At 73.5% G+C, this 17,700-nt stretch carries 13 protein-coding genes; 6 read left to right on the forward strand and 7 right to left on the reverse strand.

Annotation, left to right across the window (positions count from 1 at the left end; translation table 11 throughout):
* Window positions 1-11 precede the first annotated feature (11 nt).
* A complete protein-coding gene (locus tag OG361_RS01310; protein ID WP_405851403.1) occupies window positions 12-668 on the reverse strand; it encodes an alpha-ketoglutarate-dependent dioxygenase AlkB in 657 nt (218 codons plus the stop codon).
* 76 nt (window positions 669-744) lie between these two features.
* Here OG361_RS01310 and OG361_RS01315 point away from each other — a divergent pair, with 76 nt between their 5' ends.
* Window positions 745-2,865 (forward strand): hypothetical protein, encoded by a 2,121-nt coding sequence (locus tag OG361_RS01315; protein WP_405851404.1) that lies wholly within the window; start codon window positions 745-747, stop codon window positions 2,863-2,865.
* Window positions 2,866-2,902: 37 nt separating this feature from the next.
* Here the strand turns inward: OG361_RS01315 and OG361_RS01320 are convergent, their stop codons facing one another.
* The gene (locus OG361_RS01320) at window positions 2,903-3,661 is read right to left on the reverse strand and encodes a TetR/AcrR family transcriptional regulator C-terminal domain-containing protein (protein WP_405851405.1); all 759 of its coding nucleotides are present in this window, start codon (window positions 3,659-3,661) and stop codon (window positions 2,903-2,905) included.
* 126 nt (window positions 3,662-3,787) lie between these two features.
* Here OG361_RS01320 and OG361_RS01325 point away from each other — a divergent pair, with 126 nt between their 5' ends.
* Window positions 3,788-4,519: a DUF4386 domain-containing protein gene (locus OG361_RS01325; RefSeq protein ID WP_405851406.1), complete on the forward strand. Its 732-nt coding sequence runs from the start codon at window positions 3,788-3,790 to the stop codon at window positions 4,517-4,519.
* A 39-nt stretch (window positions 4,520-4,558) separates the two neighbouring features.
* On the opposite strand, the gene OG361_RS01330 is transcribed toward OG361_RS01325, so the two are convergent.
* Window positions 4,559-5,479 carry a DMT family transporter gene (locus tag OG361_RS01330; protein ID WP_405851407.1) on the reverse strand — a complete coding sequence of 307 codons (921 nt, stop codon included), beginning with the start codon at window positions 5,477-5,479 and terminating at the stop codon, window positions 4,559-4,561.
* A gap of 102 nt (window positions 5,480-5,581) precedes the next feature.
* On the opposite strand from OG361_RS01330, the gene OG361_RS01335 reads away from it, so the two are divergent.
* Entirely contained in the window at window positions 5,582-6,526 is a 945-nt protein-coding gene (locus OG361_RS01335; protein ID WP_405851408.1) for a LysR family transcriptional regulator, read from the forward strand.
* 36 nt (window positions 6,527-6,562) lie between these two features.
* On the opposite strand, the gene OG361_RS01340 is transcribed toward OG361_RS01335, so the two are convergent.
* Window positions 6,563-7,102, reverse strand: coding sequence for a GNAT family N-acetyltransferase (locus OG361_RS01340; RefSeq protein ID WP_405851409.1), 540 nt, complete (start codon window positions 7,100-7,102; stop codon window positions 6,563-6,565).
* An 84-nt stretch (window positions 7,103-7,186) separates the two neighbouring features.
* Window positions 7,187-9,259 (reverse strand): pectinesterase family protein, encoded by a 2,073-nt coding sequence (locus tag OG361_RS01345; protein WP_405851410.1) that lies wholly within the window; start codon window positions 9,257-9,259, stop codon window positions 7,187-7,189.
* Window positions 9,260-9,452: 193 nt separating this feature from the next.
* Here OG361_RS01345 and cpt point away from each other — a divergent pair, with 193 nt between their 5' ends.
* Complete coding sequence (gene cpt, locus OG361_RS01350; protein WP_405861993.1) at window positions 9,453-9,986, forward strand: chloramphenicol phosphotransferase CPT; 534 nt, start codon at window positions 9,453-9,455, stop codon at window positions 9,984-9,986.
* Here the strand turns inward: cpt and OG361_RS01355 are convergent.
* Window positions 9,967-11,958: a CASTOR/POLLUX-related putative ion channel gene (locus tag OG361_RS01355; RefSeq protein ID WP_405861995.1), complete on the reverse strand. Its 1,992-nt coding sequence runs from the start codon at window positions 11,956-11,958 to the stop codon at window positions 9,967-9,969. The genes cpt and OG361_RS01355 overlap by 20 nt on opposite strands.
* 220 nt (window positions 11,959-12,178) lie before the next feature.
* On the reverse strand, window positions 12,179-14,068 hold the full coding sequence (locus OG361_RS01360; RefSeq protein ID WP_405851412.1) for a ricin-type beta-trefoil lectin domain protein: 1,890 nt from the start codon (window positions 14,066-14,068) through the stop codon (window positions 12,179-12,181).
* 296 nt (window positions 14,069-14,364) lie between these two features.
* On the opposite strand from OG361_RS01360, the gene OG361_RS01365 reads away from it, so the two are divergent.
* Entirely contained in the window at window positions 14,365-15,345 is a 981-nt protein-coding gene (locus OG361_RS01365; RefSeq protein ID WP_405851413.1) for a LacI family DNA-binding transcriptional regulator, read from the forward strand.
* A gap of 235 nt (window positions 15,346-15,580) precedes the next feature.
* A complete protein-coding gene (locus tag OG361_RS01370) occupies window positions 15,581-17,692 on the forward strand; it encodes a DUF4139 domain-containing protein (RefSeq protein ID WP_405851415.1) in 2,112 nt (703 codons plus the stop codon).
* The last annotated feature ends 8 nt before the right edge of the window (window positions 17,693-17,700 follow it).

The following is a 17,700-nucleotide window of genomic DNA, read 5'->3' on the forward strand; positions in this document are numbered from 1 at the left end:
TCGGTCGTCGCTCAGCCCACGCCACGCGGACGGAACTGGACGCTGACGCGGGGCCCGACGGCGCGGCTCGTCTTGGGGATCGCGTGCTCCCAGGTGCGCTGGCACGAGCCGCCCATCACGACCAGGTCGCCGTGGCCCAGGGGGAGTCGGAGGGCGACGGGCCCGCCGCCGCGGGGGCGGAGGGCGAGGTCCCGGGGGTGCCCGAGGGAGAGGATGGCGACCATCGTGTCCTGCGTGGCGGAGCGGCCGCTCCGATCGCCGTGCCAGGCGACGCTGTCGCGGCCGTCGCGGTAGAGGCAGAGTCCGGCGGTGACGAAGGGCTCGCCGAGCTCGGCCGCGTAGTGGGCCCCGAGCGCGTCACGCGCTTCGACGAGAGCCGGGTGCGGGAGGGGGGCGCCCTCGCGGTAGTACGCGAGGAGGCGCGGCACGGCGACGACGTGGTCGTACATCCTGCGCTCCTCGGCCTGCCACGGCACGCGCACGGTCAGCTCCTCGAACAGGGCGTCGGCACCGCGGAGCCAGCCCGGCAGGTGGTCGACCCAGGCGCCGCCGTCGAGCGGCGTCCGCCGGACGCCGTCCAGCGGGCCGGGCCCGATGTCGGAGGTCTGGTCGAACAGGGACGCCTGGAAGCCGGGGAGGCCCGGGCGGCCCGGTCGTCGTGCGGTCATGGTTCCAGCATAGGCATAGATTCGAACGTATGAGCTAATCGATCGCCTGTCGGTGGTGTGCGCCAGACTGGCGATCATGTTCACGGGGATCGACGACGTCGACTGGGCGTCCATGGGTCATGCGTACGGCGACGCCTCCGACGTGCCGGGGCTCCTGCGGGGGCTCGCCTCGCCGGACCCGGCCGAGCGGGAGATCGCGCTCGACGGGATGTACGGCGCGGTGCACCACCAGGGGGACGTGTACGACAGCACCGTGGCGTGTGTCCCGTTCCTCTTCCAGCTGGTCGCGACGGCCGGGCTGCCGGGACGGGGTGAGATCGTCGAGCTGTTGCGCAGCATCGACGGCGACGGCCGGGACCCCGAGGAGATGGACTTCTGGTCCGACGACGAGGAGGAGTACGCCGCCTGGGCGGCGACCCTGGCCCGGGCCGAGTCCGACACCAGGGCACGCAGCGGGATGCTCCTCGGCCTCCTCGGCGACCCCGACGCGGGCCTGCGGTGCGCGGTGCCGGGTGCGCTGGTGCAGCTGCACGACGATCCGGGCGCGGTGCTGGCCGCGCTGCACGAGCGGCTCGCGGTGGAACGGGACGGGGGCGCGCTGCGGGCCCTGGCGGCGGCCGTCGGTGAACTGGGCATCAGGAAGCCGGAGTTCGCCGAGCGGTCGGGCACCGCTCTGGCAGCCCTCCTCACCCGTGGGGACGGCCCGGGTGACCCGGGGCTGCGGCTGTCGGCTCTCGTACAGCTGGCCCGCTGTGCGCCCGGGCTGCTGCCGGAGCGGTCTGCGGAGCTCGCCGTCGAGGTGATGCGCGAAGCCCGGGAGGCGGCGGAGGAGGCGGACGAGGCGGAAGCGGGTTCGGCTGACGCCGCGGGCGCGGCGTCCGGGTGGGAGACGCCGACGATGATCTCTTACCTGCGCCGGCTCAGAGCGTCGCAGCGCGGTTCGGTGAAGGCTCCCTGGGCGACGGAGCTGCTCGGGGAGCTCCATCGCGCCCTGGGCGACCGGGTGGGCGACCGTTTCACGCTCCTCGAGGACCAGTTGCGCAGCCCCGACTGGGGCCAGCGGCGCGAGGCGATCGACATGAGCGGGCTGCTGCTGACGGGCTGGCGGGGCCCGTACGAGGAGTCCGTACGACTCCTGGGCGAGCAGCTCCGGGAGGCCGACCACCGCATCGTCCGGTGGGCGGCCTCGGAGCTGGAGCGGCTGTACGCGATCGGCGGCCCGGCCGCCGGCGCGCTGGCGGAGCGGGTGGCGGCCGGCCCGGAGTTCCCGCCGCAGGCCCGGTGGCACGAGACGTCCTACGGGGCGGCGCTCCGCGCGCTCGCCGCGCAGGGGGACGCGCGGTCCGTGCCCGGGCTCGTCCAGGTGCTGCGGTTCGGTCATGTGCCGGAGGACCTCGGCGACTGGATCGAGCGGTTGGACCCGGAGGCGGCCGCTGCGCTGGTGCCCGTCCTGGTCGGGCGACTGGCCCGGATCACCCCCGGGAGGGGGCCGGGTCGTACGGAGCACCTGCTGAAGGCCGCCGCCGCCACCGGGTCCGCCGAGGCGGTGGAGCCCGCCCTGCGCCTCCTGCGGGCTTCCGGGGACGTCGCCCGGCAGGCGCGGGTTCCCGCGCTGCGGGCGCTGGCCCGGCTCGGCGGGACGGCCCGCGAGGCCTTGCCGGAGCTGCGGGCTCTGGCCGTGGACGGCGAGCCGCACCACCGCGTCGACGCGGCCGCCGCCCTCTGGGCGGTCGGGGGCGGGGCGGAGGCCGTGCTTCCCGCGCTGTCCTCGGGCCTCGCGGCGGAGCACTGGCCCCAGCGGTACGACGCGCTGCGACTGATCGCCCGCATGGGGACCGGGGCCGCGACGCTGCTGCCCGTGCTGCGTCGGCTCGTCGCCTCGCCCGAGGAGAACGGCGGCTGGGTCGAGGGCGCCCTCGCGGTGGCCCTGTGGCAGGCCGGCCGGGACACCGAGGAGTCCCTGCCCGTGCTGCTGCGCGCCTGGTCGGCACATCCCGACAACCGCCCGGACGTCGCGGGCGTGTGGGCGCGCATGGGCCCTGCGGCCGGTTCCGCCGTCCCACTGGTCCGCGAGGAGCTCGCCGCCGCGCGCCGTCACAACAACACGGGCGGAACGGGCCGCGTCCGCTACCGCTGCGCCGACGACGAACGTCTGCTGCGGCACGGCCGGGCCCTGCTGGAGGCCTGTGGCGGTTGAGGCCTGGGGCGGTTGAGGCCTGTGACGGCTGAGGCCCTCAGGGCGTGGTTCTGGCGGAGGTCCAACCCTGGCCGTGGAGGCGCTCGATGCCGTCCAGGAGGAGGTCGAGGGCGAACTCGAACTCGAACTGGTCGTCGCAGCCGCCGCCGACCGCCGAGTCCGGGTCGTGGGCGGCCGCGGCCGCGATCTCCGCGACACGCGGATAGGCCTCTGCCATCCGCGCGGCTCGGCCGGGATCGGCGGACTCATGCGCGATGGAGACCGGCTCGGTGGAGTCCGGCTTGTCGGACCCCGGCGCGGCAGGCCCCTGTTCGGCCTCGCCGTTGGTGAACAGTTCGCGGGAGAAGCCCAGTAGGCGACTGCCCAGCGCGTGCATCGCGTGGTGGGTGAGGTCCGCCGAGAGTCCGCCGTCCCTGAAGGTGCCGATAACGGAGTCGAGATGGCCGAGCACGGCAGGGGTCGGGGCGGTGCGTGACTCGATGACGCGCGCGGCCCAGCGGTGGTGCAGCAGCACGCGCCGGGCGGAGAGGACCTGTTCGCGTACGGCCGTCTTCCACGGTGCGCCGGGAGCCGGCGGGGCGATGTCGCCGACCACCAGGTCGACCATGCCGTCGAGCAGCTCCTCCTTGTTCGCCACGTGCTTGTAGAGCGCCATCGGGACCACCCCGAGCTCCTGGGCCAGGCGGCGCATGCTGAACGCCTCGGCCCCCGTCTCGTCGGCCAGCGCGACCGCGGCGCGCAGGACCCGCTGCCTGCTCAGGGGGGCGCGGTCGCCGGTCCCGCGTTGCTGAGTCATCTGCCCTGCTCCCGTTCCCTCGTGGGGGACGGTGACCTGCCGCCCTTGACGAGTGTACGCCGTACACCTAGGGTGACCGCCACAAGGTGGGTGTACGCCGTACACCTCAGGAGTCGGGGAGAGTCCGTGGACGCAGCCAGAAGGACCGCGGCGGTGACCGGAGCACTGTTCCTGGTCACCGAAGTCGCCGCGATAGCAGGGCTCGCCCTGTACCGCCCCGCGCTCGACGGCGCCGCGTACGTGGCCGGTTCGGGCCCGGACGCACGCGTCCTCGCCGGGGCGCTGAGCGAGATGGTGCTGATCGTCGCCGTGATCGGCACCGGGGTCGCTCTGTACCCGACCATCAGGCGCCGGCACGAGGCCCTGGCCGTCGGCTACGTGTGCGGCCGTCTGCTCGAAGCGGCGGTGATCGCCGTCGGCATCGTCAGCCTGCTGGCGGTGGTGTCCCTGCGTCAGGACCTCGCGCAGGGTTCCCCGGCCACCGACACGGGCGCCTTCGAGGCCGCCGCGACGGCGCTGGCCGCGGTGCACGACTGGACGTTCCTGCTCGGCCCCAACGTGTTCCTGGGCGCGAACACCCTGGTCCTGGCGTACGTCATGCTCCGAACCGGGCTGGTGCCGAGGCCGATCGCCCTCCTCGGGCTCGCGGGTGGCACGCTCATCTGCGCCTCGGCGGTCGCCGTGCTCTTCGGTCTGTACGCGCAGCTGTCCGCCGTGGGAACCCTCGCCGCGCTCCCGGTGTTCGCCTGGGAGGTGACCCTCGCCGTCCGGTTGCTGACCCGCGGCTTCGAACCGGCCAGGCCCGTCCGGGCCGGCACACCCGAGGGGCCCGTCCGGGCCGGCTCGCCCGGGGCGTGACGCTCCCGGTCCCCCGGCCCTCGCGGAGGGTGCGCCGGGTCAGGACGCGGCGTGGGCGGCGACCGGCCGCCCGGCCACCGGCTTCTTGCGGCGCGTCATGCCCACGCCGACGAGCACGATCACCATGCCGACGAATCCACGCGGACTGAACGGCTCGTCGAGGACGACGAATCCGAGGACCAGCGACACCACGGGCAGCAGATAGCCGACGGTGGCGGCGTTGGTCGCGCCTTCGTCGGCGATGATCCGATACGTGAGGTGGAAGGTGATTCCGGTGGCGAAGATCCCCAGGACGGCCACCACGACGACGCCGGTCAGAGGAATGTGGACCGGGACCGAACCGCCGAACGGCAGGGCGATGCCGGTCAGCGCCGCGGCGGCGAGCAGCTGGGCCGAGGACAGGGAGAGGGTCGCGAAACCGCGACCGACGAGATGGCGCCCCATGTAGGCGAAGCCGATCGCGTAGCTCGCCGCCGCGGCGACGATCGCGAAGGCGCCCCAGCCGATCCGTCCGGTTCCCTGCCAGGGGGCGAAGATCACCACCACTCCGACGAAGCCGAGCAGCAGGCCGCCGATCCGTACCGGGCTCGGGCCCCGCTCCGTGCCGATGGCGAGGCCGAGCAGGAGGGACCAGAGCGGGGTCGTCGCGTTCAGCACACCGGCCAGTCCGGAGCCGACCGTCTGCTGGCCGACGCTGAACAGCGCGAACGGCAGGGCGTTGCACCAGAAGGCCGCCACGAGGACACGGCCCCAGACGGCAGGGCCACGGGGCAGCCCCCGCCCGGTGACGAGACACAGGGCGAGGAGGGTCCCGGCGCCGAGGAGACAGCGGGCGACGGTGACCTGGACCGGGGACAGGACACGCAGGGCCAGCTCGATCCAGAGGAAGGTCGATCCCCACAGCAGGGCGAGTACGCCCATCCGGACACCGGCCCGCGCTCCACCCGCAGCATTCTTCACGCCCGGCTCCTCCCTGAAGAATCCGCTGAGGAGAGCCACGATGCCGCGAGAGGACTCATCAGCACAATCACACGATCCTTCATCACTGTTAAGGTCCGCTACATGCTTGATGTGAGGCGGATGCAGATCCTGCGGGCCGTGGTCGACAGCGGATCGGTGACGGCCGCGGCGGCGGAGCTGGGGTACACGCCCTCCGCGGTGAGTCAGCAGGTGGCGGTGTTGGAGAAGGAGGCCGGGATCGCCCTGCTCGAACGGGTCGGCCGGGGCGTCCGGCCGACGGCGGCGGGCCTGCTCCTCACCCGGCACGCTGCGGTCATCAGCCGGAACCTCGCCGAGGCCGAGGCCGCGCTCGCCGACCTGCGCGCAGGGCGGACCGGCCGGCTGGCCATCCGCTACTTCGGCTCGGTCGGTCCCCTGCTGGTCGCGCCCGCGGTGGCGCGGCTCCGCGGCGAGCATCCCGGCGTACGGCTCGACCTCACCCTCCTCGATCCCCAGGACGCGCTGTCCGAGGTGTCACGGGGCGACGCGGACGTGGCGATCGTGGTCCGGCCGCGCGACGACAGGATCCCGGGCATCCGCCTCGTCCACCTGCTCGACGACGAGTACCTCGTCGCGCTGCCGCCGGGGCACCCGCTGACCGCGCGGCGCGTCCTCGATCTGGCCGATCTCGCGGACGAGCCGTGGATCGGGAGCGAACCCCAGGGGCCCTGCCTCGACGTGATGCTCGGTGCGTGTGCCGCGGCGGGATTCAGCCCCGGCTTCGTGGCGCGGAGCGAGGACTACGCGACCGCGCTGGGGTTCGTCGCCGCCGGTCTCGGAGTCACCCTCGTCCCCCGGCTCGGAGTCGGTCTCGGCCCCCGGGTCGGCGCGGGCCTCGGTCCGCGCCCCGGCGCGGGCGGCCGCCGTACGGACATCACCCTGCGCAGGGTACGGAACCCCCGCCCGGCGCGGACGGTGCACGCGGCCGTCCGGGAGGGCGTACCCCTCCATCCCGCCCTCACCACGCTGCTCCTGGCCCTGGGGGACGCGGCGCGGCAGCCTTCCTGAGAAGCCCCCTGCCGACACGGTCGGTGTGGGCTCCGGTCAGCTCGGGCGGTCGACGCGGTAGACGTAGTGCGCCCTGTCGTCGACGGGGTTGTCGGGTTCGAGCGAGGCCTCCGCGACACGGTGCAGTCCGGCCTTCTCCAGCGCCCGCCAGGACGCCCGGTTGGCCGCGTGGACGGGGACGACGATCGCCGTGGCGTCCGGATGGTCGGTCCAGGTCGCCCCGACGATCGCGCGGATCATCCGTGCGCCGTGGCCCTGGCCGACCATCCGGGGATCGCCGATCAGGTAGTCGATGCTCATCGCCCCGTCCGGCACCTCGACGTCGGCATCCGCCAGTTCGGCGACGTACTCCGGGTAGTCGGCGAACTGGCAGCGCTGCACGAGGCCGATCGGTCGGCCGTCGACCATGACGAGCAGGTCCTCCGACGGCTCCTCGCCCCGGGCGGCGGGGCCGAAGTCGCGCGCGACGGCCTCGGGAGAGGTCTCGTGGTTCCACCAGCGTGCGACATGCGGCTCCGCCAGCCACCGCCCCACCCGGGGGAAGTCGGGTTCGCCGAGTCGGCGCCAGGTGATCATCGGGACTCCTCCGTGGTCGGCGAGGGCGTACGCGACGAAGCGTAGGGCGCGGGAGGGGCGGTGCGAAGCGAGCCGTTCGGTGGATCACTCCACGACGGGGGTCCAGTCGCCGAGCCAGTCCGCGATCTCCTGGTCCGCGGCCTGGGCGTCCGTCAGCTGCGGGCGGTCACCGCTCGCCGTGCCCGCGCCGGGTCCGGTGTTGCGGTACTCGGCGAAGCGGTCGCCCTTCCAGGAGAAGCCGCCCATGTCCGACCAGGGGGTGGCCCTGACGGCGCCGCTCAGGGAGCTGTCGCGGACCGTGGTCTGCGGGTCGAGGGTGGCGTCCCCGCCCGCGTGCCAGGGGCGGCCGAGGAAGAAACTGCCGGTGGCGACGGAGCCGTTGAACGTCGAGCGGGTGATGAGGAAGCCCTTGCGGCCCGCGGGAGTGCTCGGCGCCGTGACGTATCCGGCCGAGGTGCCGTCCCAGCGCTTCTTCAGGGTGATGACGGACCTGTCGATCACCGCTGTCGCCCGGCCGAAGACGAAGTCGACGTTGCCGATGACGTAGGAGTTGGTGACCCGGACCCGGCCCGTCCTGTCGCGGGCCGCCGTGTCGAGGAGGAGGGTGTCCTGGTCGCCGCTGACGATGACGCCGTCGAGGACGATCCGGTCGGCGGCGGTGCGCAGGGCCACCGCCTGGTGGCCGTTCACGTGCTGGTTCCGGGACTCGTCGAAGTCGTTGGAGACGGTGAGGTTGTGGGCCTGGAAGTCGTCGGCCTCGACGGCGACGGTGGCGCTGCCTCCGGTGCCGTACGTGCCCGACCCGTCCGGCTTGGTCATGCCGGCGGCGTGGCCCTCGACGAGGACGGTGTCCTTGCGGCCGGCGCCGGTGCCCCGGATGGTGACGTGGGGCTTGTTCGCCGGCACCTTGACGGTCTCGCGGTAGACGCCCGGCTTCACCTGGATCACGACCCGGGAGGTGTTGCCGGCGGGTACGGCGTCGACGGCCTTCTGCACGCTGGTGTACTGACCGCTGCCGTCCTTGGCCACGGTCAGGGTCGTGGGGGCGGCGGCCGCACCGGTCGTGGCCGCGGCCGTCGTACCGATGGAACTGCGGGGTCCGGCGCCGGACTTGAGAAGCGCGGGCACCGCGACCGCCGGGTCGAGGGTGTAGTCGTAGTACGTCTTCGGGTCGAAGGCCGTGCCGCCGCTCTCGTTGCGGCCGCTCGTGCCGGAGAAGACGTTCCCGCGCTGTACGAGGCCGGCGGTGGCGTCCTTGATCACGGGGTTGTTCAGGCCCTGGAAGTAGCTGTTCTCCAGCACCATCCTCGTACCGCCGCGGGCGTAGTTGCCGTAGGCCGAGGTCACACCCGTGCCGGTCTCGTCCTGGAGGTAGTTGTTGTAGAGGTGGGCGTGGGCCACGTTGTCGGTGGACGGGTTGCGCTGTTCCGTCTCGTGGAACCAGTTGTGGTGGATCGTCAGGTCGGCGGTGACGTTGGGTGTCCAGCCGATGCCGAAGGTCTTGTTGTTGTTCCGCAGCCGGTTCCAGGACACCGTGACGTAGGTGGTGTCCTTGCGGCTGTCGATCAGGCCGTCGGCCATGTGCCGCAGGTCGTTGTGGTCGATCCACACGTGGTGCGCGCCGTCCATCTGGACCGCGTCGAAGTCGTGCTCCTTGTCGTTCCAGACGCCTTCGTACGAGTCCCGGATCGTGAGGTTCCGGATGATGACGTTGTGGACGCCCTGACCGAGGAAGAAGCCGCCGCCGACTATGTGGCCGGAGGTGCCCGAGCCCACGATCGTCTTGTCGGAGGCGACCTTGATCTCCCTGCCCTTGGGGTTCACGGTGATCGTCCCGGCGACGACGATGACGTACGGCTCGGGCGCCGTCGCGTACTTCTCCAGGTCGGCGAGGTTCCGCACGGTGACCGTCCGGCCGTCGCGTCCGCCGTACGTCCCGTTCTGCCCCAGCGCGTCGACCGACGCGAAGCCGTCGGCGACGGCCCGCGCCCACGCCGGAGCTGCGGCCGCCGCGGCCCTGGGCCGCGCGTCCTCGCCGAACGCCCCGAAGGCCGTGCCGTACGCCAGAACCCCCGCCGCGGCGACGGCCGCCGGGACCCCTGCCACCAGCGCCGTCCTGCGCCTGCGGTGCCTCGCCCTGCTACGGGTCTCACTCACGTCGTACTTCCTTCCGTGGGGGTGCCCGGTCCCGGAAAGGCGGGCGGAGAGGTAGTCGCCGCCGCCCCGGGAAAGGTTGCCGGTGGGCGTACGACGACGGCGGCGGGTCCGGACCTGCGCCGAGGTGGAGCGCCGTGGAAAAGGTGTGTCGTACCGGGTGATCGCGCCCTACTGTGGCGCGGTGGCGACTCAGATGATCATTCTCAACGGTGGTTCCAGCTCGGGGAAGTCCGGGATCGTTCGGTGCCTCCAGGCCGTACTGCCCGATCCGTGGCTGGCCTTCGGGTGCGACTCCTTCGTCGACGCCCTGCCCGCCAGGATGCAGGCGTCGGACGGCGGGATCGTCTTCGCGGCGGACGGCGGGGTGAGTGTCGGCGAGGACTTCCGGACACTGGAGGCGGCCTGGACGGAAGGCATCGTGGCGATGGCCCGCGCGGGCGCGCGGATCATCATCGACGACGTCTTCCTCGGCGGAGCCGCCTCCCAGCAGCGCTGGCGGACGGCTCTCGGCGAGCTCCCGGTGCTCTGGGTCGGCGTGCGGTGCGACAGCGCGACCGCCGCGGGCCGTGAGGTCGCGCGCGGGGACCGGACCGAGGGAATGGCCGCGTCGCAGGCGGAGACGGTCCACCGGGGCGTGTCCTACGACCTGGAGGTCGACACGACGCGGACCGAGTCCCTGGTCTGTGCGCGGGCCATCGCCGCCCGGGTCAGTCCTCCGGTGCGATGACCACGACCTCGTCGTCGGGGTGCCAGTGCCGGACGTGGGCCTTCGGGGGGTTGAGCCGTACCCCGTGGTGCGGGGCGGTCAGGGAACGGGCGTAGGAGCGGTAGCCGATGGCCCGCGCCCCCTGGCGGGCCGCCGACGCGACCACGTCGGCGAAGGCGGTCGCGCGTCCCGTCATGACGTACCGGTCGGCCGGGTGGAGGTGGAGGGTGTTGCCCTCCGCGGCGAAGAGCTCTTCGAACACGGCGGTCAGGTGCGGGTTCTGGGAGATCTGGGTCATCAGGAGACCGATCGTCCTGCCGCTGACGACGAAGTCGGCTCCGGGGGTCACGGGGGCGATCAGCCGGTTGCGGTCGTCGGTCATCTCGGTGACGACGGGGACGCGTCGTCCGCTCGCCCGCTCCCGCGCCCGCACCTGGAGGAGGGTGACGAGGGTCCGGTCGTCCGGGTCGTCGTGGCCCTGGCGGCGATCGGGGCCGAGCACGATCACGGCGTCGTACGGGGTGAGGTCCAGGGAGTCCATCGTCTCCGCCAGGGTCGGGTCGCCGAGGCGGTGGAGGACGGAGAGGCGGTGTCCGACCGCTTCGCCGACGGCCCGGATGCCGGTGACCGTCGCGGCGCGCGGCTCGGCGACGACGTCGAGCTCCGACCCGGGGGGTGTACGGCGCGCCAGCTGGTCGGCGATCCGGGGCGCCCTGCGGTTCCATCCCAGGAGGAGGAGCCGTTCCGGCGGGGCGGCCGGCGGGGCTGCCGGGGCTCTTGTGGTCGCGGGTGTTGCCGGGCCTGCCGACGTTCCGTGCGGCACCGGGGGCGCGGGAGCGGTAGTCGGCCCCACCGGTGGCGCGGGAGCGGTCGCCGTCCGGTCGTCCGGCGCGGGCCCGTCGGTGAGGTGGGTCGTCTCCGCGTCCTCGGCGACCACGAGCAGGCTGTCACCGACGTGGATCCGCGTGTCCACGGGCGGGTTGAGCTCCACGCCGCCGTCACCGCGGACGATGCCGACGGCGCTCGCCTCCGGGCAGGCGTCCGACGCCTCCCCGAAGGTCCGGCCGGGCAGCCCCGGTTCCGTCACCGTGTGGAACTCCTGCCCGGCGAAGTCCAGTAGCTCCTGGTGGACGAGGGAGAGGCCGGGTTCGCGTGCGCACTGCGCGAGGAGCCGCGCGGAGATGTCGTCCATGTCCAGGACCGTGGCCCCGGCCCCGCCGGCGAGCCGGGCCGCCGTGAGACAGCGGTCGTCGCGTACGGCGGCCACGACGCGCACCGGGTTGTCCTCCCCCACCGTGGCCGAGAGGGCCAGCAGGGTCTTCACGACCTCGGCGTCCTCGTGCGCACTGTCGCGGGGCAGGACGAGGACGCAGTCGGCCGTGCCCGGGCTCACCCGCGCGAGCGCGACGGGATCGGACGGTCGGCCGCTGCGGCAGATGATCCGGGTGCGGCCGGTGGCGCCGACGGTGGCCCGCAGCTCCTCCTCCATGTCGGCCATGGCGCGGTCGGCGAGCACCGCGATGACGCTGTCGCGCCGGTGGGTGTGGGCGGCGACGAGTTCGGTGACGACGGTCGGGATCTGTTCGGACCAGCCGAGTACGACGACGTGGCCGCGCTCCAGGACCGTGGAGTGCCCCCGGTTGAGGGCGATCAGCTTGTCGGTGAGGCCCGTGGTGATGAGGCTGACCAGGGTGGAGACGTAGACCAGCGCGATGAGGGCGAGGAGTACGGAGAGGGCGACGCGCAGTGGCGGGCCGACCTCGCCGCCCAGTCGGAGCGTCTGGCCGGTGTTCCGCCACACGGCCGCGACGCGCGAGCCGAGGGAGGCGGGGGTGCGGTGGTCGGTCCACACCAGCAGGGAGCTGACGGGCACCACGAGCACCAGGCAGGCGAGCGCCAGCCAGCCGACGAGTGCGGGTGTTCCGCGCGTCAGCGTGGTGTCGAACCAGTAGCGGAACCGGGCCCCGAGGGGGTCGGTCGGGTAGCGGCGGATGCCGCGGGGGACGGGTGTTCCGGCGGCCCGGTGCGGTGCCGCGGCCCGGCCGCCACCGCGGCCCGGTGCGGCGCCCCGCTGGGCGGGAACGACCCTGTTGCCTTCTTTGCGCACGTCAGCAGCGTGGCGCCCCGCCGTGACCGGTGGGGCGCCATCGCGGCATATTCATCCCTTCGTGATCGTCAGCGCCGAGGCGGGCGGCGGCGCGGGCGGCGGCGCCTCACTGCAGTCGCCACTTCTGGTTGGCCGCCCCCGTGCAGGACCAGATCTGCGCCCGGGTGCCGTCGGCCGAGGTGTTGCCGGTGGCGTCGAGGCACTTGTCCGCGGGGACGTTCACCAGGTCGGCCGAGGTGGACTCGTGGCGCCAGCGCTGCGCGCCCGATCCGTTGCAGGTGTGGAGCTGGACCTTGGCGCCGTCGGAGGTCGCTCCTGCGCTGACGTCCAGGCACTTGCCGAGGGCCTGGACGGATCCGTCCGTGCGGAGCGTCCAGCGCTGTGCGGCGGAGCCGTTGCACCCCCAGAGCTGGACGGGCGTGCCGTCCGCTGCGGAGCCGCCGGCCACGTCGAGGCACTTGCCGTCGAGGCCCCGCAGGGTGCCGGTGCGGTCCTGGCCCTCCGAGGGGCTGCCCGCCCAGGTGAAGGTGGCGGAGGTCTTGCCGGGCAGGGAGTACGTGTAGCGCTGTCCGCCCCAGTTGACGGTCATCGTCTGCGCGTTCGCGGAGTCGTTGTAGGCGAGGAGGGCCTTGGAGCCGTCGGGGTTGCGCCAGGCCACGTTCGGCACGGCCGTGGTGGCGGTGGAGGCGATCCGCTGGGCTCCGGGCTTCACGAACTTGGTGAGGTGGCCCATCGTGTAGTACTCGACGGTGTAGTCGACCTGGCCGTGGCGGGAGTCGCCGTTGTGGACGGTGATCAGGCCGTCGCAGGTGCCGCAGCCGCCGTTGTGCGGGCCCCGGTTCTGGTCGACCGCGAGGGACCACTTGGTGACCGACTTCGCCCAGTTCCGGGTGTAGTCGATGATGTTCAGCATGTCCTCGCGCTGCTGGTTGGCGATCCAGGTGCCGCCGGAGTGCTCGGTCTGGAAGGCGTCGAGCTGCGGGTAGCGCTGGTGGATCTCGGTCTGCTTGGCGATGTCGCCGCCGTAGCCGTGCCAGGCGACTCCGCCGAAGTTCGGGTGGCTGCGGACCGCCGCGTCGTCGACGGTCGGGGCGGCGTAGACGTCGTACGTGTCCCAGTTCCAGTCGTGGGCCAGCACCTTGGTGGGCAGTCCGGCGGCCTGGAGCCTGGGCAGCAGTTCGTTCTTGGTGAAGTACGCGAGTCCCGAGCCGTTCCAGCTCATGGACGGGTAGCCGGAGCAGCAGGTCGGTTCGTTCTGGGCGGTGACGTAGTCGACGGGGACGCCTTGGTCTCGCCAGGCCTGGAGGTACTTCACGAAGTAGTCGGCGTACGTGCCGTAGTGCTCGGCCTTCAGCCAGCCGCCGTTGAGCTGCCCGCCGTCCTTCATCCAGGCGGGTGCCGTCCAGGGCGAGGCGACCAGGGTGAGCTGCGGGTTCAGCTGCCTGGCCTGGCGGGTGAGGGGCAGGACGTCCTGGAGGTCGTGCGCGAGCGAGAACCTCGTGAGCGCGGGGTCGGTCTGACCGGCCGGCAGGTCGTCGTAGGTGTAGCCGAAGCGGGCCAGGTCCGAGCCGCCCATCGGGTTGCGGACGAAGGAGAGGCCGATGCCCTCGGTCGGCGAGAAGAGCTTCTTCATCGTCGCGTCCCGGGTCGCCTGGGTGAGGGCGCCCGAGCCCTTCATCAGCCATGCGGCGGTGTCGGTGAAGGAGGCTCCGCCGCCGGTGAAGGTCTGGTAGCGGGTGCTCTCGTCGACGGTGATGTTCGTGCCGCCACCGCCGTTCCCGTCCTGGAAGGTGAGCGGGGTCTGCTGCTGGAGGCCGCGTGTGACGTGGCGGCCGCCCGCGTCGTCGGTGGTGGTGAGCCAGATGTTGACCTGTTCGCCGGCGGCCTGGGCGGGGGCGGCGGCGGGTCCCGCGAGGCCGGCCGTGGCGAGGGCTCCCGCGAGGAGTGCTCCTGCGAGTCGGCCGGGGCGCGGTGTCCTGTGCGTCGAACGGAGCATGGTGGTGCCCTTCTCGGCGGTGTGGGTGGGGGGGGTCGGCGAACCGAATGACCGAGTGACCGAGTGACGTTTCCGAGGCGTGAGTGAAGTGCCGGAGGGGGCGCTCCGTCAAGACTCCGCGCATTCAGAACCTGAACACACAACTGCCCTTGCCATGCTTCGAGTTGAATTCCGGCCGGTGATGTCGTGAAGTCTTGACGGCAGTTCCCTCGGGCTGTTGACTCTGCGCACGGCGCCGGAACCGGTTCCGGAAGCGGTTCCGACAGCGATGTCGTGCCCGGACGCGGAGGCCCCCGATGCGTGTCACGATCGCCGACGTCGCACGTGAGGCGAGGGTCAGCAAGACGACCGTCTCCCGGGTCCTCAACACCGGGGCCGAGGTGGACCCCGCCACCGCCGCCCGCGTTCGTGAAGTGATCGATTCGCTGGGGTACGTGCCCAGCTCGGGCGCCGTCGGCCTGGCCCGTGGCGCGAGCCGTACGGTCGGCATGCTGACGCCCTCGCTCACCTGGCCCTGGATGGGCGAGGTGCTCCAGGGCGTCGCCGACACGGTCGAGGCCGCCGGGTACGGCCTCCTCCTGTACACCTGCCACCGAGGGGCGGACTCGGTGCGCCACTTCACCGATCAGGTCTCCGCCCGCGCCTTCGACGGACTGCTCGTCGTCGAGCCCGAGAACACCCTCGACACCCTCACGGCCCTGCACCGCCGCGGTCTGCCCGTCGTCCTCGTCGACGACCGCGGCCACCGCCCGGAGTTCCCCTCCGTGGCGACCACGAACCGCCGCGGCGGCGCCTCGGCAGCCGCGCACCTCCTCGGCTCGGGCCGCTCCAGGCCGCTCGTCGTCACCGGCCGCCGGGACTTCGGCTGCGTACGGGAGAGGCTGGAGGGGTTCCTCGACGTCCTGCCCACCGATCTCGTGGTCGCGGGCGAGTTCACGGCGGCGACCGGGCGGGCGGCCGTCGAGCGGACGCTCGCCTCGGGGCGCGGCTTCGACTGCGTCTTCGCGCACAACGACCTGATCGCCGCGGGCGCGCTCCGGTCCCTGCGGGAGGCGGGCCTGAGCGTCCCCGACGACGTCGCCGTCGTCGGCTTCGACGACCTCCCCATGGCCCGGCACACCGAGCCGCCGCTCACCACGGTCCGTCAGCCGATGCGGGAGATGGGGCGCGCCGCCGCCCGGATGCTGCTGGCCGGGCTCGCGGGCGGAACGATCCCCGACGAGCCGTTGGTCCTCCCCACCGAACTGGTCGTCCGCGGCTCCGCGCCCGCGGCCTGAGTTCGGCCACGCCTCGCCCGCGGCCTGAGTCGGTCACGCCGCGCCCGTAGCCTGAGTTCGGTCACGCCGCGCCCGCGGCCCGAGTCGGTCACGCCGCGCCCGTAGCCTGAGTTCGGTCACGCCGCGCCCGCGGCCCGAGTTCGAGCATCCGTCTCGTACGAAGTCGACGCGGACGCGCGGACCGCCCCGGCGTAGGCTTCGCCCCAACAAGGACGAGACGGGGGGCGGAGAGCCGATGACGGCTGAGTCGACACGACGGTGGGGGTCCACCCTCGATGCGGTCGTGGTGTACGCGCAGGGTGCGGTCTGCCGCCGTCTGGCCCGGGGCAGTGTGCCGCCCGACGGACGCGTGCGGGTGACGGGTCTGCCCCGCACCCTCGACCCGGGCTCGCTGCGGGCCCGTGTCCTGGGCTCCTCCGGGGTGCGCGTCACCGAGGCCCGGGTGGAGGTCGAGGCCGAGCCGGTAGGTCCGGACGCGCCCCAGGGGCTGCGGCACGAGGTCGAGCGGCTGCGCGACGCGTACGAGGCGGCGGAGGGACGCCGGGACCGGCAGTTGAGCCTGATCCGTGAGGTCACGGCGCTCCATCCGGTCCCGCCCGCGCGCAAGCGTGAGGACCCGCACCGCCGTACGGCGGTCGACGCGTGGCTGGAGCTCGCCGACTTCGTCGACGAGCGGCTGACGGGACTGCACACGCGTCTCGTCGAGCTGGAGGCGGCGCTGCGCACCCTCGAACACGAGCTCACCGTCGCCTCCGACAGGCTCGCCCGTGCCTCGACCGACGCTCGGTCGGCGCACGTGGAGACCACGGTCTGCGCAGCCCTGACCCTCGACGGAGCGGGCGTCGGCTCCGGTGACCCGGAGGTCACGGGCGCCGATGCAGGTGCCCCGGAGGTCGAACTGGAGCTGGAGTACGGGGTACCGGGCGCCGTCTGGGTGCCCGCCTACCGGCTCGCCCACCGCCAGGGCGACGGCAGCGGCCGTCTGGTGCTGCGCGCCTCGGTCGCCCAGCGGACCGGCGAGGACTGGACCGGCGTGCGCATCGCCCTGGCCACCGCCGACCTGCGGCGCCGCACCGACCTGCCGAGGCTCCGCTCGCTCCGGATCGGACGCCGCCAGGCCGCGCCCGCGCCTTCCGGCTGGCGCGAGCCCCCGGCGGGGCTCGCCGACCTCTTCTCCTCCTACGACACGGCAGGCCCACGCCCCGCTCCGGCGGGCCCGCACGCGGTTGCCGCGGGCGGCTCCGCCCCCGGTTCCGCGCCCGGCTCCGCCCCAGGTTCCGCGCCCGGCTTCGTACCGTCACCGCCCCCTCCCCCGCCGCAGGCCTACGGCGGCGCCCCCCAAGGCTTCGGCGGGGCGCCCGCGCCCACGGGCCCGCCGCCCGTCGGCGGGTCCTACGCGGGCCCCCCGGCCGCCCCCATGGCGCCCATGGCCCGCATGGCACCGCCGGCACCCGCGGCTCCCGGCGCTCCCGGCGCTGTCGCGCCGCCGCCTCCCGCGCCGGTGCCCGGTCCGCCGCAGCCGAGCGGCGCCGAACTCGACTACGCCGCCCTGGTCCTGAGCGGCGCCGACGAGCGGGGAGGGCGCCGGGGCCGGCTGTTCCCCGACGCCCCGTTCGACACGGTGGCGACCGAGTACCGCCGCCGCGCCGAGGCGGTGGCGGCGCTGCCGCTGCCCGGCCGGGCGGTACGGCCGCGCGAGTCGGCGGGCTCCTTCGACCACCGGTTCGACGCCACCGCCCGCGCCGACATTCCGTCGGACGGCACCTGGCACACCGTCACCGTCGGCGAGATCCCGGTCGGTCTGCGCACCGAGTACCTCTGCGCGCCGTCCGTGGAGCAGACCGTGTACGCGACGCTGGTGCTCTCCAACGCCACCGACCAGGCGCTGCTCGCCGGCCCGGTGGAGGTCACCGTCGACGACGAGTTCCTGCTGACGGCCGCGCTGCCCACGCTCGCTCCCGGCGGTGTCCGCCGGGTGGGGCTCGGGCCGGCCGAGGGGATCCGGGTCACCCGCCGTACGAACCTGCACGAGTCGACGGCGGGCCTGCGCAACAACACCACCGTGCTCGACCACCGGGTCCACGTGGAGCTGGCCAACCGGCTCGCGAGGCCCGTCACCGTCGAGGTCCGTGAGCGGGTGCCGGTCACCTCCGACCCGGACGTCCGGATCGAGGAACGGGCCGACTGGACGGCGCCCCCGGAAGGAACAGGTCCCGATCGCCACGCGCCGGGCACCCGCGTCTGGCGGCTCGACCTGCCCGCGGGCGCCACCGCCGCACTCGACGGCCGCTACGAGATCCGCATCCCGACCGGCAAGGCCCTGGTCGGCGGCAACCGCAGGAGCTGACACACGCC

This window comes from Streptomyces sp. NBC_00090 (genome assembly GCF_045160815.1).
Classification (GTDB): Bacteria; Actinomycetota; Actinomycetes; order Streptomycetales; family Streptomycetaceae; genus Streptomyces.